The organism is Gordonia sp. X0973 (assembly GCF_013348785.1).
In the GTDB taxonomy this organism is placed as follows: Bacteria; Actinomycetota; Actinomycetes; order Mycobacteriales; family Mycobacteriaceae; genus Gordonia.
In genome coordinates this window covers 37,445-59,084 of the sequence record NZ_CP054691.1, presented here as the reverse complement: position 1 = coordinate 59,084, position 21,640 = coordinate 37,445, and the positions used below count along the sequence as shown (strand labels likewise).

Here is a 21,640-nt window from a genome sequence, read left to right as displayed (position 1 = left end):
AAGCTCAGCGCTGGGCGACCTGTGTCGGGACGATCGGGGCGGGCAGGTCCGTCGAACCGGTGAGGAACCGGTCGGCGGCCGCGGCGGCCGACCGGCCCTCGGCGATGGCCCACACGATCAGCGACTGACCGCGTCCGGCGTCGCCGGCGACGAAGACGCCGGGCACGCCGACGGCGGCGAACTGGTCGTCACGGCGGATGTTGCCGCGCGGGTCGTATTCGACGCCCAAGCCCTCGAGGAGTTCGTTGCGCTCCGGTCCGACGAAGCCCATCGCCAGGAGGACCAGGTCGGCCTCCAGCTCGAAGTCGCTGCCCTCGACCTTTTCGAAGCGGCCGTCGACCATCTTGACCTCGTGTGCCCGCAGCGACGTGACCTTGCCGTCGGCACCGGTGAACTCTTCGGTGTTCACGCTGAACACGCGCTCGCCGCCCTCTTCGTGCGCCGAGGAGACGCGGTACATCAGCGGGTAGGTCGGCCACGGGGTCGACGCGGCGCGCTCCCCCGGCGGGCGCGGCATGATCTCGAATTGGTGGACGATCTCGGCGCCCTGGCGCAGCGAGGTGCCCAGGCAGTCGGCACCGGTGTCACCGCCGCCGATGATGACGACCTTCTTGCCCTTGGCCGTGATCTGGTCCTCCACGGTGTCGCCGTGCTGCACGCGGTTGGCCTGCGGCAGGAACTCCATCGCCTGGTGGATGCCGTCGAGTTCGCGACCGGGGATCGGCAGGTCGCGCCCGATGGTCGAGCCGACCGAGAGCACCACCGCGTCGAAGTCGGCGCGCAGCTGCTCGACGGTGATGTCGACACCGACGTTGACACCGGTCTTGAAGACGGTGCCCTCGGCCTCCATCTGCTTCAGCCGGCGGTCGATGTAGTGCTTCTCCATCTTGAACTCGGGGATGCCGTAGCGCAGCAGGCCGCCGATCCGGTCGGCGCGCTCGAAGAGCGTCACCGCATGTCCGGCCCGGGTGAGCTGCTGGGCTGCGGCCAGGCCGGCCGGACCCGACCCGACGACGGCCACCGACTTGCCGGTCCGCACCGTCGGCGGCACCGGTTCCACGCCGGTGGTCTCGAAGGCGTTCTCGATGAGCTCGACCTCGACCTGCTTGATGGTCACCGCGGGCTGGTTGATACCCAGCACGCAGGACGCCTCGCAGGGCGCCGGGCACAGCCGCCCGGTGAACTCCGGGAAGTTGTTGGTCGCGTGCAGCCGGTCGAGGCCGTCGGCCCACCGGTCCCGGTACACCAGGTCGTTCCACTCCGGGATCAGGTTGCCCAGCGGGCAGCCGTTGTGGCAGAACGGCACACCGCAGTCCATGCAGCGGCTCGCCTGGGTGCGCAGGGTGGACTTGTCGAAGTCGTTGTAGACCTCTTTCCAGTCCATCAGGCGCAGTTCGACGGGACGCCGGGTGGGGAGCTCCCGATCGGTGTGCTTCAGAAATCCGCGCGTGTCAGCCATTTGCCGCCTCCATGATCGCGTCGTTGACATCGCGGCCGTCGCGCTCGGCGGCCTCGATGGCGAGCAGAACCCGCTTGTAGTCCCGGGGCATCACCTTGCGGAAATGCGCGCGCTGCGCGTCGAAGTCCGCGAGGATGCCGGCGGCGACCGGCGAGCCGGTCTCGTCGCGGTAGTCCGCGATCGTCGTCGCGAGGAAGGCGACGTCGTCGGCGCCCAGCTGCTCGATGTCCACCAGCTCGGGGTTGAGGTTCTCGACCAACTTCTCGTCGGGGTCGTAGAAGTAGGCGATACCGCCCGACATGCCGGCCGCGACGTTGCGCCCGGTGGCGCCGAGCACGATCACCCGACCGCCGGTCATGTACTCGCAGGCGTGGTCGCCGACGCCCTCGACGACGGCGGTGACACCCGAGTTACGGACGCAGAAGCGCTCGCCGGCGATACCGCGCAGGTAGATCTGGCCGGCGGTCCCGCCGAAGCCGATCACGTTGCCGGCGATGATGTTCTCCTCGGCGACGAAGCCCTGCGGCATCGGGTCGACCGGGCGGACGACGATCCGACCACCGGACAATCCCTTGCCGACGAAGTCGTTGGCGTCGCCGTGCAGCCGCATGGTGATACCCGACGGCACGAAGGCACCGAAGCTGTTACCGGCCGAACCGGTGAACCCGATCTGGATCGTGTCGTCCGGCAGGCCGGCGGCACCGTGCACCTTGGTGACCTCGTGGCCGAGCATCGTGCCGACGGTGCGGTTGACGTTGCTGATCCCGATCTTCAGCGAGATCGGCGACGCGGTGTCGATCGCCTCGCGGCACTGCGCGATGAGCTCCTGGTCCAACGCCTTGTCCAGCGCGTGGTCCTGGCGGCCCGAGCAGTACCGGTCCTGGTTCATGAACGGCGATTCCGGCTGGGCCAGGATCGGGCTCAGGTCCAGCTTGCCGGCCTTCGCTTCGCGCCAATGCGCCAGCGCCTTGGTGGTGTCGAGGGCCTCGACCTGGCCGACCGCCTCCTGCAGGGTGCGGAAGCCCAGGCGCGCGAGCAGTTCGCGCACCTCCTCGGCGATGTAGAGCATGAAGTTCTCGACGAACTCCGGCTTGCCGGTGAAGCGCTCCCGCAGCAGCGGGTTCTGCGTCGCGACGCCCACCGGGCAGGTGTCGAGGTGGCAGACGCGCATCATCACGCAGCCCGAGACGACGAGCGGCGCCGTCGCGAAACCGAACTCCTCGCCGCCGAGCAGCGCGGCGATGACCACGTCGCGGCCGGTCTTGAGCTGGCCGTCGACCTGGACGACGATCCGGTCGCGCAGGCCGTTGAGCAGCAGCGTCTGCTGGGTCTCGGCCAGGCCGAGCTCCCAGGGGGCGCCGGCGTGCTTGAGCGAGGTCAGCGGGCTGGCGCCGGTACCGCCGTCGAAACCGGAGATCAGCACGACGTCGGCGTGTGCCTTCGACACGCCCGCGGCGACCGTGCCGACGCCGATCTCGGAGACGAGCTTCACGTGGATGCGCGCCTGCGGGTTGGCGTTCTTGAGGTCGTGGATCAGCTGCGCCAGATCCTCGATCGAGTAGATGTCGTGGTGCGGCGGCGGCGAGATGAGGCCGACGCCCGGCGTCGAACCGCGCACCTCGGCGACCCAGGGGTACACCTTGTGCGGCGGCAGCTGCCCGCCCTCGCCGGGCTTGGCGCCCTGGGCCATCTTGATCTGGATGTCGGTGCAGTTGGTCAGGTAGTGGCTGGTGACGCCGAAGCGGCCCGACGCGACCTGCTTGATCGCCGAGCGGCGCCAGTCGCCGTTCTCGTCGTGGCTGAAGCGACGCGGGTCCTCGCCACCCTCACCCGAGTTCGACTTGCCGCCGAGACGGTTCATCGCGATGGCGAGCGTCTCGTGCGCCTCGGCCGAGATGGAGCCATAACTCATCGCGCCGGTGGAGAAGCGCTTGACGATCTCGCTCGCCGGCTCGACCTTGTCGATCGGGATCGGGTCGCGGTCGCCGAACTTGAACTCGAACAGCCCGCGCAGGGTGCCGAGCCGCTTGCTCTGGTCGTCGACGAGCGCGGTGTATTCCTTGAACACTCCGTACTGGCCGGTGCGCGTCGAGTGCTGCAGCTTGAACACCGTGTCCGGGTTGAACAGGTGGTATTCGCCCTCGCGGCGCCACTGGTACTCGCCGCCGACCTCGAGTTCGCGGTGCGCCCATTCGGCCGGCCGGTCGAGGAAGGCCAGGTGGTGGCGCGCGGCCACCTCGGCGGCGATCTCGTCGAGGCCGATGCCGTCGAGCTGGCTGTTGACGCCGGTGAAGAACTCGTCGCAGGTCGCCTGGCTCAGGCCGATGGCCTGGAACAGCTGGGCGCCGCTGTAGGAGGGCACCGTCGAGATGCCCATCTTGCTCATCACCTTCAGCACGCCCTTGCCGGCGGCCTTGATGTAGTTGGCGCGCGCCGTCGCGAAGTCGGAGGCGTGATCGCCGGTGGCGCCGGTGAGCGCACCGGATTCGAGCATGTCCTCGATCGACTCGAAGGCCATGTACGGGTTGATGGCCGACGCGCCGAAGCCGATGAGGACCGCCATGTGGTGGACCTCGCGGGCATCACCGGATTCGACGACGAGGCTGGCACGGGCGCGCGTCTTCTCGCGGACCATGTGATGGTGGACCGCCGACGTGAGCAGCAGCGACGGGATCGGCGCAAGGGTCTCGTCGGACTCGCGGTCGGACAGGATGATCAGCCGGGCGCCGGCGGCGATGGCCGACGACACCTCGGCGCGCACCGCGTCGAGCGCCCGACGCAGGCCCTCGCCGCCCTCGGCCACCGGGTAGAGACCGTGGATGTGGACCGACGGGAAGCCGGTGGCCTCGCCGTCGATCTTCGTCAGGCGCGCCAGGTCGTCGTTGTCGATGATCGGGCTGGGCAGCACGATCTGCTTCGCCGATTCGGGTGTGGGGTGCAGCAGGTCGCCCTGGCCGCCGATGCGCTGTCCGAGGCTGGTGACGACCTCTTCGCGGATGGCGTCCAGCGGCGGGTTGGTGACCTGCGCGAACAACTGCTGGAAGTAGTCGAACAGCAGGCGCGACCGATTGGACAGGACCGCCACCGGGGTATCGGTGCCCATCGAGCCGATCGCCTCGGCACCCGAGGCCGCCATCGGCTTCACCAGGATGTTCAGGTCCTCGTTGGTGTAGCCGAACAGCTGCTGGCGGTGCGCGACGCGCTTGTGCGACATGTGGATGTGCTCGGGCGACGGCAGGTCGGCCATGACGATCTGGTTCTCGTCGAGCCACTGCTGGTACGGGTGCTGCGCGGCCAGCTCGTCCTTGATCTCCTCGTCGTCGACGATGCGGCCCTGCGCGGTGTCGACGAGGAACATCTTGCCCGGCTGCAGGCGCAGCTTCTGCACGACGTCGGCGTGGTCGATGTCGAGGACGCCGACCTCGGAACCGAGGACGACGAGACCGTCCTTGGTGACCCAGATGCGCGACGGGCGCAGGCCGTTGCGGTCGAGGACCGCGCCGATGACGGTGCCGTCGGTGAAGCAGACCGAGGCCGGTCCGTCCCAGGCCTCCATCAGCGCCGAGTGGTACTCGTAGAACGCGCGGTGCGCCGGCTTCATCGACTCGTGGCGCTCCCACGCCTCCGGAATCATCATCAGCACCGAGTGCGGCAGACTCCGCCCGCCCAGGTGCAGCAGTTCAAGAGCCTCGTCGAAACGCGCGGTGTCCGAGGCACCCGGGGTGCAGATCGGGAAGACGAGCTCGCCGCCGTCCTTGCCGAAGGCGCCCATGTCGATGAGCGCCTCGCGGGCCCGCATCCAGTTCTCGTTGCCGTTGACGGTGTTGATCTCACCGTTGTGGGCGACGCGACGGTACGGGTGCGCCAGCGGCCAGCTGGGGAAGGTGTTGGTGGAGAAGCGCGAGTGCACCAGGCCCAGGGCGCTGACGACACGGTCGTCCTGCAGGTCCAGGTAGAACCCGCGCAGCTGCGGGGTGGTCAGCATGCCCTTGTAGACGAAGGTGCGGCCGGAGAGGCTCGGGAAGTAGACCGTGCCCGACGCCTCGGCGCCCTGACCCGCGCCCTTGTGGCCGAGTTCGTGCTCGATGCGCTTGCGCACCACGTAGGCCTTGCGCTCCAGCTCGTCGCCGGACTCGCCGCTGATGAAGACCTGGCGGAACGTCGGCATGGCGTCGCGGGCGAGCGCGCCGATGGAGGAGTCGTCGATCGGCACGTCGCGCCAGCCGAGGACGGTCAGGCCCTGCGACTCGACGATCTTGTCGACGCCCTCGACGGCGGCCTTCGCGTCCTGCGCGCCCTGCGGCAGGAAGGCGATGCCGGTGGCGTAGGAGCCCTCGGCGGGGAGGTCGAAGTCGACGACCTCGCGGAAGAAGGCGTCCGGGATCTGGATCATGATGCCCGCGCCGTCACCGGTGTTCGGCTCGGCGCCGGCGGCACCGCGGTGCTCGAGGTTCACCAGCGCGGTAATCGCCTTTTCGACGATGTCGCGGCTCTTGCGGCCGTGCATGTCGACGACGAACGCGACACCACACGCGTCGTGTTCGTTGGCCGGATCGTAGAGACCGATGGGTCCCGGAGCATGCTGCATGATCGCCCCTTGCACTCAAAGTACGGTGCGCGACGCTGAGCACCCCAAACATCAGAAACTGGTGGGTGAATCGCCGCGGGCTGCGCGGCGGGGTCAGCGTCGTTGCTGACGATTCATGTTGTTCGCACCATCATCCCACGCGGATCGGGCAGACGACTAATCGGATTCTTCGCGCTCGCGGTTTCAGCAGTGTGACCTGCAGGTTTCCAAAGCACCTCGGCCCCGGGGGCGGCTCGATCCGGCGCGGTACGCCCGTCGGGTGCTTGCCGGGTGCTTGCCAAAGGCGAAATCACCTGCGTGAATGCACCCAAACGCTTGCTTGGTGACCTAGAGTCGGATTTGTGACCGCGAATACCGACGTTGCTCCCGTGCGCGGCTCGTTGCGCGCCCGCGCGATCAACGGCTCCATGACCCGCGTCGTCAATCCCGCCTTCTCCCTCACCGCCCTCGGGACACCCGCGATCCTCACCGCCATGCGGCCGGTCGTGAACCAGACCCTCAACCTCGCCAGCCCGGTCCCGACGGGGACCCGGACCGAGACGGTCCGGCGACGCCGGGCCGACGGCGAGGTGCGCGGCGAGTGGGTCTGGGGTCCCGGCGTCGGCCAACAGCGCATCGCCGACACCCGGGTCATCTACTACCTGCACGGTTCCGGCTACGTCATCTGCAACCCGCGCACCCACCGCGGCCTCGTCTCCCGCCTGTCCCGTCGCACCGGTCACGTCGCCTTCTCCCTGGACTACCGCCTGGCCCCCAAGCACCGCTTCCCGGCCGCCGGGGACGACACCGCCCGCGGCTACGAGTGGCTGCTCGACCAGGGCTACCGGCCGGAGAACATCGTCGTCGCGGGGGATTCCGCCGGCGGGCACCTGGCGATGGACCTGCTCGCCGACAACCAGTCGAAGTCGCGGCCGCAACCGCGCGCGATGGTCCTGTTCTCCCCGCTCATGGACCCGACGTTCGGGCTGGCGATGGCGCGCGAGGCGCGCGGCCTGCGCGACCCGATCATCACCGCCAAGGCCGGGCGGCATTTCCTGGACATGTACACCGGCGGCGCCCCCGCGAACCACCCGCGCATGACGGTCTCGCTGAAGCCCTCCGGCGACCTGCCGCGCACCCTCATCCAGGCGGGCGGTCGCGAAGTGATGTCCGACGACGCCCGCTTCCTCCACGCCGCGCTCATCGCCGCCGGCGCGTCGTCGGAACTGCAGCTGTGGCCAGATCAGGGGCATGTGTTCCAGATGTTCCCGCTGCTGACCCCGGAATCCCGGCAGGCCGTTCAACAGGCGGCTAGGTTCGTCTGTCGGTAGCATTGACCCACCGGTGTTCGAGGACTGCAAACCTGCCTCGCGCCACGACAAAGGAGACCCCGTGTCCGAACTTGATGACCTGTTGAAGTCCATTCCGATTGGCGACATCGCCTCGAAGCTCGGCGTCGACGAATCGACCGCCGGCGCCGCTGTCGCGCAGGCCGTTCCGACGCTGCTGCACGGGCTCCAGGCCCACGCCGACGCCGACGGCCCGGCCCCGGAGGACTTGACCAAGGCTGCCGACGCCGGTGACGGCGAAGGTGTCGTGAAGGGCCTCTTCGGCGACAAGACCGACGACGTCGCCCACGCCGCGGCGGGCGAGGCCCCGGCCGGCGTCAGCTCCGACCTCATCAAGAAGGTCATGCCGCTGCTCGCCCCGATGGTCATCGCCTTCGTCACCCAGAAGCTGATGAGCGGCAAGGGCGGCGGCCAGCAGCAGGCGGGCGGCGCCGGTGGCGCGCTCGGCCAGATCCTCGGCGGTGCGCTCGGCGGCGGCGGTAACGCCGGCGGCCTGGGCAACATCCTCGGCGGCGTCTTGGGCGGCGGCGGTTCCGGTGGTGGCGCCGGCGGTGCCCTCGGCAGCGTCCTCGGCGGACTGCTGGGCGGCAAGAAGTAGGCTCCGCACCCCGAAATCCCGGGAGAGTTTTCCCGGGCATCGGAATCACTAAGACGGGCGGCCGTCGCGTTCTCAACGGACGCGGCGGCCGTTTCACGTTAGGCTTCGACCGTGAAACGCCTGTTCCTCTCGCTGATCGCAGTCCTGCTCACCGTGATCGGTCTGGTCCTGCCCCTCTCGCTGGGCGCCGGCCAGACCGGCGGTGGCTCGGTCGACCCCGTGACGGTCAGCGAATACAAGGCCGACTACTCCGTCGACGCCGGTGGAAAGCTGACGGCAACGGAGACGCTGACCACCGAATTCCCTTACGGTCGGCACGGCATATTCCGCTATTTCGACCTCGCCGACTCGTCGGACCCGAATGTCCGGTACACGCCCAAGAACATCAAGGTCACCCTCGACGGCCATCGCGAGCCCTTCACCACCCTGTGGGAGCACGGGCGCCGCTTCTTCGTCGCCAAGATCGGCTCGGCGAACCAATTCGTCGACAGCGGCACCCACGTCTACACGATCAGCTACACCATCGACGGAGTGCTCGAAGCGGGTAACTCCCGACCGGGCGACGGCGAGGTGACCTCCAGCTGGGGCGACAAGAACCGCGCCCGATTCCGCTGGCGCGTCGTTGCCGACGGCTGGTCGATGCCGATCGACAAGTCGACGGTCACCGTCCACCTGCCCGCGAAGACCACGAGCCTGGCCTGCGCGACGAGCAACAACACACCGTGCCAGGCGACCAACACGGAGCCGAACACCGTCGTCGTCACGACCGCCCAGCTCGGCAGGCACAACGGCGTCTCGCTGCTCACCGACCTGGAGATGGCCCCGCCCAGCCGAGCCACCGTCCCGTGGTCGATCGCACTGGATCCGATTCTGGGGCGTTCGATGGTGTGGGTGCTGCTCGTCGGCCTCGCGTCCTTGGTGACCCTTGCGCTGGGGGCGCTGTGGACCTGGCGCAGCCGCGAAGAGACTCCGCTGCTGCCGGTGATGTTCGAGCCGCCGACCGATCCGAAGACCAACACCCCGCTGTCGCCGGTGCAGACCTACTACGTCACCCGGGAGCAAGAGCCGGGCAAGGGGCTGACCGCGACACTGCTGTTCATGGCCGAGCAGAAACTCGCGCACATCGTCCGACAGGACAACGGCGACTTCACCATCGTCTCCGACGCCGATCCCGCCCGCTGGGCCCAGGCCGACCCGGTCACCCAGACGGTGGCGCGCGAACTCGGCCTCACCGGCGTGGGACAGACGTTTGTCGCCGACGGATCGGTCGACGCCGGCGAGAAGTTGAAGTCCGCCCAGTCGGCGGTCGCCAGTTCGGTCCGCATCTGGGGCGTCCAGTCGGGCGCGATCGAGCGCAGCGGATTCGAGACGACGGGTCGCGCGCTCGTCGGGTTGGCGTTCATCGCGGCGGCCGTCCTGTTCATCTTCAAGGTCTACCCGTTCTCGCTGGCCGTCCTGCCGATCGCCGCGTTTGCGATCGGCGGTGCCGGTCTGTTCGTCTCGGGTGTCGGAACCCGGCGCACGCTGCTCGGCCGGGACCTGTGGTCCCGATCCGGCGGATTCGAGCGACTCCTCTCGACGACCTCCAACAAGGAGCGCCTCGACTTCAGCGCCCGCAAGGACCTCTACACGTCGTTCATCCCCTACGCGGTGGCGTTCGGCGCGGCGGCCGCGTGGGCCAACAAGTACCGGATGGCAATGGGAACCGAACCGCCCACGCCACCCTGGATCATGACGCCCACCGGAATGCCGCTCATGGCCACCACGGCCTATGGCCTCGGCGGAATCGACAGCTTCGAATCGAGCCTCGCCTCGTCGATCTCGGCCTACTCCGCGAGTCAAGCGGCCTCCAGCAGCAGCGGTGGCGGCTTCTCCGGCGGCGGCTTCAGCGGTGGCGGCGGAGGCGGAGGCGGCGGCGGGTCGTGGTGACCATTGACCGTCGTGAACTGTTCGTTCGACCAAGCCGGACAACCGGCCGATCCTAGGTAGTCTCTTCGCTAGAACCAATGAAAGGGGACCAAAGTGTCCGCTGTTCTGATCATCTTGATCATCATCATCGTGGCCATCGGCGCGCTGTTGCTCTTCGGCGTGGCCGGTTTCAACAAGCTGCGCAAGGCCGACATCGCCGCACAGGAGGCGCTCGGCGGGATCGACGTGCAGCTCACCCGCCGCGCCGACCTGATCCCGAACCTCGTCAACACCGTCAAGGGCTACGCCGCCCATGAGAGCGGCGTCTTCGAAGAGGTGGCCCGGGCCCGCGGCGCTGTCGCCCAGGCCGCGCAGAACGGCACCGTCGAGCAGAAGGCGGCCGCCGACCAGGCGATGACCGGCGCGCTGGGTCGGCTGTTCGCCGTCGCGGAGAATTACCCCGACCTGAAAGCCTCGACCAACTTCATCCAGCTGCAGAACGAGTTGAGCGACACCGAGAACAAGCTGAGCTTTGCCCGGCAGTTCTACAACGACGCGGTCTCTCGCCTCAACCAGCTGGTCAAGACCGTTCCGTGGATGTTCTTCTCCGGCATCGCCGGCGTCCACGCCCGCGACTTCTACCAGGCCCCCGAGGGCCAGCAGACTCCGCCGCAGGTGCAGTTCTAAGGCCGACGGCTTCGCTCCGAAGCGACTCCCCCGCTACGTACCGGTAAAGGTCGGGCGGGGGAGTTTCTTCGCTGCGGGGATGTCCACCGCGCTGGTCGAGTCGGCGTACGTGGGCACCCCAAACCCCGGCGCGCTGGTCGAGTGGCGGCGAGGCGCTAGCCGAGTCGGTGTATCGAGACCCTGGGCACCCCAACCCCGCCGAGTGGGCACCCAAACCACGCCGAGTGGGCACTTCACCTAGTTGAGTTCCGCCGCCTGGTCGTCCGCGTTCGGAAGCAAGGCTACGAATCGCCATCGCTAAAATGCGGTCGCGGTATTCGCTTAGCAGTCGGTATGTCCTCGGTGTATAGGGTGAGCAATTCATCCCAGCTGAGGTTGAGCAGCCAGGTGGTCGTTCTGTCATCACCCTGGTCGAAGTAGTAGTGCAACGAAGGTTGATCAGTACGGTAGAACTCGGTCGCAGCGACCTCGGTTCCTGGGAATATTCCGTCCCTCGCCTCCCAGCTGGGTGCGAGGCCAGGAGTGGACCACCATCGACTGGTAATTGGCGGCGTACGGTTCAGAAGAAGTTGCCGAGTGCCGCCCGCGACTGGAAAGGTTATGAAACTCTTCGCAGCATCCTCGAAGCAGCCGTACCATCCGCTAACCTGATCGACATAGCTCTTTCCTCTGTCCCCACGGCCACTCGCCTTTATGGCAAACCGCGAACCTTCGTAGACTATCGAGTAGTTCGCATATATCTCAATCTTGTCAGGACCCAGCCGGCTTGGAATATTTACTCGGTTCCCATCGAGATATGGTTTTCCAAATTCCCGCGGATCATTGTCAACAGCCCTGTCAACAACCAGCGCTTCCTGCAGGTCGATCCAGTAGTTCATCGACGCAAAGAAGTCATCGATACCCTGCCAGGTTTCCATTCGCGTCTCCATTATCTTCGCTATCGCTTGGTCGTGTCCGTCAGAACACCCATCTTGATCAGGGTATCCACCGGTACCTCTTCACCCGACTTATCGATGAATACCCACTGAGTCCCGCCACCGCCGTGGTCAAACACCTCACCAATCTTTCCGTGTCTGATCTGCCACCCCGACGGGAGCGGGTTAGGGCCGGGTTCGTAGGTGTGATAGCCCCCGGCCGCTGAGCCCGGAGCGAGTGCGCGCTGCCCGTACGAGTCTCCTTGAGTGCCGAGGAACTTTCCGCCGGGGTATCCGATCCTATCCAGGTGGGTTCCGGGTGGCAACGAAGTGGACGTTGTGTATTTGCCGTCGGCGAAGCCGCTGTGTTCGGGCCAATTCCACGTCCCCTTGTCGGCATTCCAATATTTGTCGACGATCTGATTCGGGGTTAGGTTCCGGAACGGGTTGTTCTTAAGGGCATCATCAATGATCGACTGCGGACAACCTCCAGCCTTCATTGCAGCTGCTAGGGCGGACGGATCGGAGGCCAGGCGCAGCGCGTCCTGGTAACTCTCTGGCAACCGGTTCATCGCAGTCAGGAGTTCAGCGGCTTTCACCGTGTCATGGCTCAACTCCATCCCAAAGATCGCCGCACGACTTCCCATCAGGGCGCCAAGGTCTGTAGCCGCTGCTCCGACTGGATCAAGGATGTAGAAGGCCGGCCTCAACACGGTCGAGGCCAGTTCGAACAATATCTCGATGATCTCGGTGATCCGCCTGCCTACTTGGGTGGCTTTCGCCACTCCGGCAGCCGTTGCGAGCACGTCGCTCAGGCCGAGTCATAGACGGCCTTTTCGGAATAGCCCGCTATGTCCGCTATATCCCTATTCGGGGCATTGTCGGTTACTCGATTTCGGACGACAGGTAGGCTGATACTCATGGCAAAGGAGAAGGTTGTGGAGGCCGGCTGGTCGTTGACGGCGACCATCGTGCTGGTGGTTCGGGTCTTGGCGACGATCGCCACGGTCCTGACCGTCCTCGCCTGGATCGTCACCGCGGTGCGTCACTCGCTCAACAACGTTTGGCTGTGGCCAGCCGTCGGCTCGGCCGCCGCGTTGATCGCAAGTACGTGGGTCTACGGCTGGATCCGTGTGCGCTACACACGGGATGAGGGATAGACAGGATTCCTCGCCTTGCGGCGGTCTCGATACGGTTCCTCGCCTTGCGGCTCGGATCCACTCGACCACCCCGGATCCACTCGACCACCCCCGGGGTGCCCACTCGGCGGGGTTGGGGTGCCCACTCGGCGGGATCGGGGTCAGTCGACCAGCGGTGGACGAAGGCGCGTGAGGTCGGCGATCGTGTCGGCCTGTTCCGGTGTCTTGTCCGGCCGATACCGGATCACCCTCGCAAACCGGAGGGCCACACCGCCCGGATAGCGAGAGCTGCGTTGCACCCCGTCGATCGCGACCTCGACGACCAGCTCGGGACGCAGGTACACGGTGTGCGCGTCACGCGACGTCTCGTGCTTCGGGAACTCCGAGGTCTGCCAGGTCAGCAACTCGTCGGTCATGCCCTTGAACGTCTTGCCGACCATGATCGGCGACCCACCTGCGGGATCGCGGGCACCCAGGTGGATGTTGGACAGCCATCCCCTGCGTCGGCCCGATCCCCATTCGGCGGCCAGCACCACCAGGTCGAAGGTGTGGACGGGCTTGATCTTCTGCCAGGTGCGCCCGCGCCGGCCCGCCGCGTACAACCCGTCCGTCGACTTCACCATGACACCCTCGTGCCCGGCGGCGACGGACTCCTCGAACCGGTTCCGCACCTCGTCGGCGCCAGTCACCACAGCACTCGGGATGCGCAACGACGAGGCGACGGACTCCAGCGCGGCCAGCCGCGCGACGAGCGGCTCGTCGATCAGGTCGACGCCGTCGAGGTGCAGGCAGTCGAAGAAGTAGGGCCGCGAAGTCTGCATCCCGCTCATCGTCTCCTGGAACGGTCGCGGCCGCCCGTCCTCGGTGACGGCCAGCGTCTCGCCGTCGAGGATCACCGATTCGCACTCGAGGTCGGCGACCAACCGCACGACCTCGGGCACCGCACCGGTGATCTCCCGCAATGAGCGGGTGAAGACCCGCACCTCCGATCCGCTGCGGTGTACCTGGATGCGGGCGCCGTCGTATTTCGCGTCGACGACGACCTGCGGCCCGAGTTCGGTCCACGCCTCGTCGACGGAAGCGGCCGGAGTGGCCAGCATCGGCTCGACGGGCCGCCCGACGACGATGCCCCGCTCGAGTGCCTCCGCGCCGCCGACGAAGGCCAGGCGCGCCGTCTCCGGCAGCGATCCCAGCAACATCGCGGCACGCCGGACGAGTTCCTTCGGCATCCCGCTCGCGACGGCCACCGCATCGGTCACCACCCCGGCGAGCGCACCCTGGCGCACCTCACCGGAGAGCAACCCGCGCAGGAATACCTGCTCGGCCTCCGTCGAGCGCTCGAACAGCCCGATGACCGTGGAGCCGCGGGCGCGCGTCGTGTTCGGTCCACTGAGGGCGGCCAGCACGGTGAACGTCGAGTCCACGTCGTCGACGCTCAGCCACGACCTGGACGACGGCCGCTGTTGGCTCAGCTTGCGCAGGCTGGCCCACCCGACGCCGATCCGCCCCTGCGGTAGCGCGCCGGACAGCCACGAGGTGACGATGGGCACCTCGTCGGGATCGGCTTTCGCGAGTAGCTCCGCGATCGCCTGCGTCTTCTCCGTGCGCGAGCGCGTGGCGGCGACCGTCGCCGATGTCTCGACGACCGCGGCCAACGGCAGCGAGGTCATGCCCGATCCTTCGAATCGGCGCCACCGGACGAGTCCGGTTCATCGGACGGACCAACCGGCCCGGCCGCGTCCGGGAATTCCGCGCGGTAGGCGCGCACCGCCGATCCGATCCCGGGGAAGACGTGATCGGCGGCGATCAGATGCAGAATGCCTTCGCGGGCAAGGGTTTCGCTCAACTCCACGTCGACGCCAGCCAGTGCGAAGTGGGCGCCGCGGGCGTGCACGAAGTCGATGAGGTCGTTGAGTTCGCGTGCCGCGGAGTAGTCGACGTCGGCGATCGACGAGCAGTCGAGCACCAGCCACCGCACCGGGTCGGGCGCTGCCTTGATCAGCGCGATCACGTCGTCGGTGAACCGCCCGGCATTCGCGTAGAACAGGTCGGCGTCGTAGCGGAAGACGATCAGTCCGGGCAGCGATTGCGCCCCGGGCCGGGCCGGGAGGAATTCGCGATCGCCGTCGTGGCGCACCCCGACGACGAACTTCTCCGGGCGGTATTGGCGTCGGATGATCTCGATGAGCGAGGCGATCACCGCGAGGATGATGCCGTCGCGCACCCCGAGGACCAGCACGGCCAGCGCCGTGATCACCGCGATCAGGAACTCCGGTCGGCGCACCCGCCAGATGGCCCGCAACTGGGCGACGTCGATGAGCCGGACCGCGATCAGCGCCACGATCCCGCCCAGCACCGCATGCGGCAGTCGGGCCAGGGCCGGTCCCGCCACCAGCGTCACCACCAGCGTCGACACGGCCAGGACCAGGTTGGCCACCTGGCTGCGCGCATTCTGGTCGCCCAGGAACTCCGTCTTCGTCGGACTCCCGTTGACCACGAAGGTGCCGGTGAACGCCGCACCGGCGTTGGCCGCGGCCAACCCCAGCAGGTCGCGGTTGACGTCGGCGGTCTCACCGGAGCGCTGGGCGAAGCTGCGGGCGGTGGCCGCGCTCTGCGCGAGGACCACCAGCGCGCACCCGGCGGCCAGCGGAAGCAGCTCGATGACGGTCTTCCCGTCGAGCCCCGACGGCAGGCTCACCCGCGGCAGCCCTGCGTCGAGCTTTCCGACGACGGGCAGTCGGCCGCCGAGACGGGCCAACCACACGAGTGCGATCGACCCCACCACGACGACCACCGCCGTCGGGAATCGTGGCCAGAACCTGCGGCTGAGGAGAAGCACGCCGACCGTCGTCAGCGCGAATCCGAGTGCCCACGGGTTGGTGTGCGGGATCTCGGAGATGACCCCACCGATCCGGTGCCACGCCCGCCCGTCGTCGTCGCTGACACCGAGGATCGCGGGCAGCTGACCGATCAGAACCGATACGCCGACGCCGGCGAGGAACCCGGTGAGCGCGGCCGTCGAGAGGAAGTCGCCGAGAAACCCCAGGCGCAGCACGTAAGCGATCAGCAGCAGCACCCCGCAGAGCAGCGCGACGATCGCGGTCATCGCCAGCCACTGCGACGAGCCGGACACCAGCCCGACGATGCCGAGACCGGCGATCCCCGACGAGAGCAGCGCGGCGGTCGCCGAATCCGCCCCGACGACCATGAGCCGCGACGCTCCGAGGATCGCGAACAGCGCCGTCGGGACGATGAGCGTGTACAGACCGGCGCTCACCGGCACCCCGGCGATGCTGCTGTAACCCATCGCCTCCGGGATCGCGACGGCCGCGAGGCTGATCCCCGCGAGCAGATCGGCACGCAGCCACCCGAGCCGGTAACCGCGCAGTCCGATGCTCACGTCAGATCCTCGTCAACTCCACGTCGCGCGTCTCCGGCGCCGCGAACAGCGCGAAGAGCGTGAGCACGCCCGTGATGGCGAGGTAGATCCCGACGGCCCCGACACCGAAGCGCGACGCGAGGGCCGTCGCGATGAACGGTGCGACGGCGGCGCCGAGGATGGAGGCCACGTTGTAGGAGATGCCCGATCCGGTGTAGCGGACATTCGTCGGGAAGAGTTCCGGGAGCACCGCACTCATCGGGCCGAAGGTCAGCCCCATCAGGATCATGCCGACGACGAGGAAGCCGAGCATTCCGGCCTCCGACGCCACGTCGGGTCCGATCGTCTTCTCGAAGATCAAGCCGAAGACGATGATGCCGGCGGTGATGGCGAGCAGCACGGGTTTGCGGCCGATGCGGTCGGCGAGCCACCCGGAGACCGGGATGAACAGGGCGAAGAAGACCACACCGATCAGTTGGAGCTCGATGAACCGGGTCGCGGAGATCCCGAAGCCCGTCGCCCTGTCGCCGACGGCGGACTTCGTGCCGTAGGAACTTGCCCAGGCGGTCATGAGATAGAAGAGGGTGTAGGTGGCCAACATGACGAAGGTGCCGATGACCAGCGGTCGCCACGACGTGCGGAACACGGTGGCGATCGGGGCGCGCAACTTCTCCCCCGCCTCGACGGCGGCGGTGAAAACCGGGGTCTCGCTCAGGCGCAACCGCACATACAGGCCGACGATGACGATCACCGCGCTGGCCAGGAAGGGCACCCGCCAGCCCCAGGTGTAGAAGGGGTGATCGATCGGCGAGGAGTTCTTGTCGAAGCCCATGCTCAGCATCAGGACCAGGTACACGCCGTTGGCCAGCAGGAATCCGAGGGGGGCGCCCAGTTGCGGCCACATCGCCGCCCAACCGCGCTTGCCCTTCTCCGCGGTCTCGGTGGCCAGCAGCGCCGCACCCGACCACTCGCCGCCCAGCCCGACGCCCTGGAAGAAGCGCAACAGCGCCAGGAGGACCGGTGCGGCGTAGCCGATGGTCGAGAAGGTCGGCAGCAGACCGATGAGGAAGGTCGCTATCCCCATCGTGAGAAGCGATCCGACGAGGGTGGCCTTGCGTCCGATCCGGTCGCCGTAGTGCCCGAAGATCATGGATCCGACCGGGCGGGCGACGAACGCGACGCCGAAGACGGCGAAGGACGCCAGGAGACTGGCCGTCTGATTCCCCGACGGGAAGAAGAGCTTGGGAAAGACGAAGACGGCCGCCGTCGCATAGATGTAGAAGTCGAAGAATTCGATGGTGGTGCCCACCATCGACGCCACGACGATCCGGTGCCTCGGCACCTGTTGGCTATCGGTCACCAGTGGAGAATACCGGCGAAGAGGATTCAGACGACGGCGAAGCGGGCGGGCGCGCCCACCGACAACTGTCCCAGGCCCGTTTCCGCCAAATCCAGCACCCGGGCCGGGGTCGTCGAGGTCATCGTCACCGCCGCGGTCAACGCCTCCAACTCCGTCGTGCAACCGCGCGGCGGGGCGGCCAGGATCCGCCCGAACTGCTGCGCCATCGTCGACGTCCCGCCGGCGATCGCACCGCCGTCGCTCAGTCGCGCGACCCCGTCGGCGACCGTCACGTCCAACGCCCCCAACCGGTACCTCCCGTCGGCGCTGCCGGCGGCCGCCATCGCGTCGGAGATCAGCGCTACGCGCCCCGCCCCCACCCGCGCCGCCACCGATGAGACGACGCGCGGGTCGACGTGGACGCCGTCGCCGATCAACTCGACCACCACCCGCTCGTCGTCGAGCAGCGCGAGGATCGGCCCGGGGTCTCGGTGGGTGAAGGGTCGCATCCCGTTGAACAGGTGGGTCGCGACGGTGGCCCCGCGGTCGACGGCCGCAGCCGTCTGGTCGTAGCTCGCGTCGGTATGCCCGAGCGCCACCACGACCCCGGCGGCGACGAACCGGTCGATCGCGTCCAGCGCGCCCGGACGCTCCGGGGCGAGGGTGACCAGACCGATCGCACCGTCGCCCGCCTCCAGCAGTCGATCGATCTCCGCCGGATCGGGGTCGCGCATCGCCCGCGGGTCCTGCGCCCCGCAGCGCGCGCGGGAGAGCCACGGGCCCTCCAGGTGGATCCCCGGGGCCTCGCCGGCGGCGACGAGCGGCGCCAACCGCCGCACCTGGGCGAGCAACTCGTCGGCGGGCGCGGTGACCAGGCTCAGCATCGTCGCGGCGTTGCCGTGGGACGCGTGGAAGGCCAGCGCCGCGCGCACCTGCGCCACCTCCGGGTCGGTGAACCCGTATCCGCCGCCGCCGTGGCAGTGCATGTCGACGAAACCGGGGACGATCGTGCCCGCCACCCGCCGCGCGACGGGCAGCCGCGGATCGGGTGTACCCGCACCAGCGTCGACGACGATCCCGTCGACGATCCGCAGCCATCCCGGCTCCAGCACGTCGCCGTCGAGGACGATGCGCGCCGCCGCGACGACCTCTCCGGCGGGTTCGGTCACGACTTGCGCGCCCACTTCGCGCCGTCGGTCCAGTACTGCTGGATGTCCTCGAGGGTGCGGCCCTTGGTCTCCGGCGCCAACCGTGCGACGAAGAGGAAGGCGATGACGGCGAAGCCGCCGAAGATGGCGAAGGTACCGGCCCCGCCGAGACGGCTGTTGATCAGCGTCAGCGTGAACTGCGCGACGATCACGTTGGCGACCAGGTCGGAGGTCAGCATGGCCGACGAGCCGTATGACCGCAGCCGCGCCGGGAAGCTCTCCCCGGCGTAGACCCACACCAGTGCGCCGAATCCGAAGGAGAAGCCCATCGTGAACACGGCGAGTCCGGCGAAGCCCCACATCTGTCGCGCCGCGACGTCGTCGGCAAGCGGCCCGTACACGCAGATGAGGATCCCAGTGGCCACGATCATCGCGAAGATCCCGCCGAGCAGCAGTGGTCGCCGGCCGATGCGGTCCACCCAGCGCAGCGCCAGGATCACGGCGATCAGGCCGTACACCTGGACGAGGGCGGGAAGGAGGAGTTTGCCGAAGTCGTCGCTGTAGCCCATCTCTTCGAACAGTCGGGGCCCGTAGACGGCCACCGCGTTGATGCCGGTGATCTGGATGAGGAATCCCAGGCCGAGGACGAAGGCGGTAGCGCGGACCCACGGTCGGCGCAGCATCTCGACGAGGTGCCCGCCGGATTCGGCGGCCAGCGCCGCGCGCATCTCGGCGATCTCGCCGTCGACGTCGGCATCGGGGTCGATCGCCGTCAGCGCCGCTCGGGCATCGGCCTCCCGCCCCCGCGACAGGTACCAGCGCGGCGTGTCGGGCAGGCGCGTCAGCAGGATCAGCACCAGGACGGCCGGGATGACGGCCAGGCCGAGCATCCACCGCCAGGCGGCATGCCCGGCCAGGAAATAGCCGATCAGGAAGCCCGCGATGATGCCGATGATCGTCGTCATCTGGTAGGCCACCAGCATGGCTCCGCGACTGCGCGCGGGCGCCGACTCGGCCACGAACACCGGCACGACGACCAGCGAGACGCCGACCGTGACGCCCAGCAGAAAACGCACCCCGGCCAGCACCGTGAAGCTCGGCGCGATCCCGGAGAGCACCGCGAACAGGCCGTAGCCGACGGCCACGGCGATCATCGACTTCTTGCGCCCGATCAGATTGGCCAGCGGTCCCGCGACGAGCGCGCCGATGATCGACCCGACCACGGCGACCGTGTACAGCCACTGCTTGCCGTTGTCGTCGAGGGTGAACTCGGAGCCGACGTATTCCATCGCGGCACCGATATTCGACTGGTCATAGCCGTAGACGATGCCCATGCTCGCGGCGGCCACCGCCACGAGCAAGCCCGCTCGCTTCATCCGTTCATCCTCCAACGCTTGACTCGGTCGACCGATTCGGCCGCCGCTTGATTCGATCGCGACAGAATATCGTCACCACGCCAGGTCGTAGCGCCGGTGATCCACCTCGAGCGCGACGAGTCGCGCCTTCCCGTCTGTGCCGACGGACACGATCGCCGACGCGGACTTCCCGCCGCGCAGTGCTTCGTCGATGGCGGTCGCGTCGCGCTGGTTGATGTAGAAGCGCTCGATGCCGATGTCGAGCGACGCGGTGCTCCCCTGACACCGCAGGGTGCCGCGCACCGCGACCGGCCCGTGGCGCAGCGCCTCGTCGCGCGTCGGGTACGCACCGGCGGGAACGGATCTCTCCCCCGACCGGGCGAGGGCGATCCACTCTCCCGATTGCCCGGTGCACCCGGGAGGCGCCTCGTCGGCCAGCCGGATCGCCACGTAGTGCCCGCGCACCAGGTCGCGGGGGTCGACGCCGCGCATCGCCAACGTCACCTCGGTCCCGTGCGAACGGGCATGTCCCTCCCGCACGACGATCCCGACGAGGGTGGCGACGCACAGCGCCGCGATGAGCAGGATCAACGCCGGCCGGATCAGGCCGTGCCGCCGGACCGACGAGAGAGCGGCCACGTCGGCGTTGGTGTCATCGGCGTTCGGTACCGCGCCGGGGGTCGTCGTCATCGTCGCACCTGCCCGTCGGCCGCGATCTCGGCCCCGGCCAGACCGCGACGACCCCGGCGCAATGTCAGCCCGACGACCAGCGCCACAAACGAGCAGCCGAGGAACACGAGCGAGATGACGAGCAGGTCGAGCCCGAGATCGTTGAGCAGCGCGCACACCGCACCGATCAGGCTGAGCACACCCAACCCCGTGAACACGCCGTGGCGGACATAGCGGCCCAGCGCGATCAGCCCGGCGGAGATCGCGATCCACACGACGCGATGGGCCAGCCCGAGTGCCGCGTGGTCGCCGAAGTGCCCGGTATACCCGGCTGCGATGAAGAAGCCGAGCGCCCCGATGGCGAACCATGTCGTCGGGATGGCGAGGTCGTTGACCGGCTGGGACTCCCCGCGTCGGACAACGGCCGACCCCGCGGCCAACAGGGCGAGCACCGCGGCAATGCCGAGCAAGGCCCACCCGTTCAGGTCGTAGCGGCCGGCGAACCAGCCCGCGACGCCGAGCACCGCGACCGAGGCGACGTGCGCGACGAGGGCCGAGCCCCAGCGCAGGCCCAGCACCAGGGCGAGGGGGGCGACGACCAGGCTGATCGGGAGCGGCAGACTCTCGTGGGCCATCACGTCGCCGATGAAGACGGCCGCGACGCCCACGGCCAGCGCTCCCCGGGACCGTCCGACCAGAGCGAAGGCCAACGCCGCCGCACCCGAGCCGTAGGGAACAGCGGGCGGGTGGCCGGTCAGGTCGTAGATCTGACCGGTCAATCCGATGGTCGCCGCGAAGACGAGCGTCGCGACGGTGAGCGCGATGTCGGCGACGACGGTCCGCCCCCGGCGCACGGCTTCCGCGCCGACGGCCGCCGCGAGAAGGAAGGCGGCGAGCAGCAGGCCGAAGCGCACGATGCGCGCGATCCCGTCCCAGTTCGCGGCCACGAACGCGATGACCGCGAGTCCGAGCAGCACGGCGGCCACCCAGATGAGGGCGGTCACGGCGTCGACGCGACGACGGGCCGGCAGCGTGGCGAGGATGGCGGCCCGGTTGTCCGGGTCGATCAGACCGGCCCCGATCCAGCGGTCGACATCACCGACGACCCGTTCCCGATAGTCGGCCACGG

General features: G+C 68.3%; 16 protein-coding genes. 5 read left to right on the top strand and 11 right to left on the bottom strand.

Annotation, left to right across the window (positions count from 1 at the left end):
• Positions 1-4: 4 nt before the first annotated feature.
• Both HUN08_RS00270 and gltB read right to left on the bottom strand, forming a co-directional pair.
• Positions 5-1,459 carry a glutamate synthase subunit beta gene (locus tag HUN08_RS00270; RefSeq protein ID WP_124246088.1) on the bottom strand — a complete coding sequence of 485 codons (1,455 nt, stop codon included), beginning with the start codon at positions 1,457-1,459 and terminating at the stop codon, positions 5-7.
• The gene (gene gltB, locus HUN08_RS00265) at positions 1,452-6,047 is read right to left on the bottom strand and encodes a glutamate synthase large subunit (RefSeq protein ID WP_124246089.1); all 4,596 of its coding nucleotides are present in this window, start codon (positions 6,045-6,047) and stop codon (positions 1,452-1,454) included. The genes HUN08_RS00270 and gltB overlap by 8 nt, the downstream gene beginning before the upstream one ends.
• Positions 6,048-6,454: 407 nt before the next feature.
• Here gltB and HUN08_RS00260 point away from each other — a divergent pair, with 407 nt between their 5' ends.
• From HUN08_RS00260 to HUN08_RS00245, 4 genes are all read left to right on the top strand, one after another.
• A complete protein-coding gene (locus HUN08_RS00260; protein ID WP_124246264.1) occupies positions 6,455-7,357 on the top strand; it encodes an alpha/beta hydrolase in 903 nt (300 codons plus the stop codon).
• Positions 7,358-7,418: 61 nt separating this feature from the next.
• The gene (locus HUN08_RS00255) at positions 7,419-7,973 is read left to right on the top strand and encodes a DUF937 domain-containing protein (RefSeq protein ID WP_124246090.1); all 555 of its coding nucleotides are present in this window, start codon (positions 7,419-7,421) and stop codon (positions 7,971-7,973) included.
• Positions 7,974-8,084: 111 nt separating this feature from the next.
• The gene (locus tag HUN08_RS00250) at positions 8,085-9,902 is read left to right on the top strand and encodes a DUF2207 domain-containing protein (RefSeq protein WP_124246091.1); all 1,818 of its coding nucleotides are present in this window, start codon (positions 8,085-8,087) and stop codon (positions 9,900-9,902) included.
• Between the two features lie 93 nt (positions 9,903-9,995).
• Positions 9,996-10,568 (top strand): LemA family protein, encoded by a 573-nt coding sequence (locus tag HUN08_RS00245; protein WP_124246092.1) that lies wholly within the window; start codon positions 9,996-9,998, stop codon positions 10,566-10,568.
• A gap of 281 nt (positions 10,569-10,849) precedes the next feature.
• Here HUN08_RS00245 and HUN08_RS00240 read toward each other — a convergent pair whose 3' ends face one another.
• The gene (locus HUN08_RS00240; RefSeq protein ID WP_124246093.1) at positions 10,850-11,485 is read right to left on the bottom strand and encodes a hypothetical protein; all 636 of its coding nucleotides are present in this window, start codon (positions 11,483-11,485) and stop codon (positions 10,850-10,852) included.
• 20 nt (positions 11,486-11,505) lie between these two features.
• Positions 11,506-12,267, bottom strand: a complete 762-nt coding sequence (locus HUN08_RS00235) for a TNT domain-containing protein (RefSeq protein WP_124246094.1) — start codon at positions 12,265-12,267, stop codon at positions 11,506-11,508.
• A gap of 135 nt (positions 12,268-12,402) precedes the next feature.
• Here HUN08_RS00235 and HUN08_RS00230 point away from each other — a divergent pair, with 135 nt between their 5' ends.
• Positions 12,403-12,642 (top strand): hypothetical protein, encoded by a 240-nt coding sequence (locus HUN08_RS00230; protein WP_124246095.1) that lies wholly within the window; start codon positions 12,403-12,405, stop codon positions 12,640-12,642.
• Between the two features lie 140 nt (positions 12,643-12,782).
• On the opposite strand, the gene HUN08_RS00225 is transcribed toward HUN08_RS00230, so the two are convergent.
• The 7 genes from HUN08_RS00225 to HUN08_RS00195 all read right to left on the bottom strand — a co-directional run bounded on the left by HUN08_RS00225 (position 12,783) and on the right by HUN08_RS00195 (position 21,638).
• A complete protein-coding gene (locus HUN08_RS00225; RefSeq protein ID WP_301546810.1) occupies positions 12,783-14,291 on the bottom strand; it encodes an ATP-dependent DNA ligase in 1,509 nt (502 codons plus the stop codon).
• Positions 14,288-16,021: a SulP family inorganic anion transporter gene (locus tag HUN08_RS00220; RefSeq protein ID WP_301546809.1), complete on the bottom strand. Its 1,734-nt coding sequence runs from the start codon at positions 16,019-16,021 to the stop codon at positions 14,288-14,290. Before HUN08_RS00220 ends, HUN08_RS00225 begins: the two co-directional genes overlap by 4 nt.
• A 1-nt stretch (position 16,022) precedes the next feature.
• Positions 16,023-17,312, bottom strand: a complete 1,290-nt coding sequence (locus HUN08_RS00215; RefSeq protein WP_124246266.1) for an MFS transporter — start codon at positions 17,310-17,312, stop codon at positions 16,023-16,025.
• A 74-nt stretch (positions 17,313-17,386) separates the two neighbouring features.
• The gene (locus HUN08_RS00210) at positions 17,387-18,508 is read right to left on the bottom strand and encodes an N-acetylglucosamine-6-phosphate deacetylase (RefSeq protein ID WP_124246096.1); all 1,122 of its coding nucleotides are present in this window, start codon (positions 18,506-18,508) and stop codon (positions 17,387-17,389) included.
• Complete coding sequence (locus HUN08_RS00205) at positions 18,505-19,863, bottom strand: sugar porter family MFS transporter (protein ID WP_124246097.1); 1,359 nt, start codon at positions 19,861-19,863, stop codon at positions 18,505-18,507. The genes HUN08_RS00210 and HUN08_RS00205 overlap by 4 nt, the downstream gene beginning before the upstream one ends.
• Positions 19,864-19,935: 72 nt before the next feature.
• On the bottom strand, positions 19,936-20,532 hold the full coding sequence (locus tag HUN08_RS00200; protein ID WP_165353373.1) for a GDYXXLXY domain-containing protein: 597 nt from the start codon (positions 20,530-20,532) through the stop codon (positions 19,936-19,938).
• Positions 20,529-21,638 (bottom strand): DUF2157 domain-containing protein, encoded by a 1,110-nt coding sequence (locus HUN08_RS00195; RefSeq protein ID WP_165353374.1) that lies wholly within the window; start codon positions 21,636-21,638, stop codon positions 20,529-20,531. Before HUN08_RS00195 ends, HUN08_RS00200 begins: the two co-directional genes overlap by 4 nt.
• Positions 21,639-21,640: the final 2 nt, after the last annotated feature.

Bases quoted from the DNA above. Each gene is read 5' to 3' on its own strand.
- HUN08_RS00270 (WP_124246088.1), bottom strand. From the start codon at position 1,459: ATGGCTGACACGCGCGGATTTCTGAAGCACACCGATCGGGAGCTCCCC.
- gltB (WP_124246089.1), bottom strand. From the start codon at position 6,047: ATGCAGCATGCTCCGGGACCCATCGGTCTCTACGATCCGGCCAACGAA.
- HUN08_RS00260 (WP_124246264.1), top strand. From the start codon at position 6,455: ATGACCCGCGTCGTCAATCCCGCCTTCTCCCTCACCGCCCTCGGGACA.
- HUN08_RS00240 (WP_124246093.1), bottom strand. From the start codon at position 11,485: ATGGAAACCTGGCAGGGTATCGATGACTTCTTTGCGTCGATGAACTAC.
- HUN08_RS00230 (WP_124246095.1), top strand. From the start codon at position 12,403: ATGGCAAAGGAGAAGGTTGTGGAGGCCGGCTGGTCGTTGACGGCGACC.
- HUN08_RS00225 (WP_301546810.1), bottom strand. From the start codon at position 14,291: ATGACCTCGCTGCCGTTGGCCGCGGTCGTCGAGACATCGGCGACGGTC.
- HUN08_RS00215 (WP_124246266.1), bottom strand. From the start codon at position 17,312: ATGGTGGGCACCACCATCGAATTCTTCGACTTCTACATCTATGCGACG.
- HUN08_RS00205 (WP_124246097.1), bottom strand. From the start codon at position 19,863: ATGAAGCGAGCGGGCTTGCTCGTGGCGGTGGCCGCCGCGAGCATGGGC.
- HUN08_RS00200 (WP_165353373.1), bottom strand. From the start codon at position 20,532: ATGACGACGACCCCCGGCGCGGTACCGAACGCCGATGACACCAACGCC.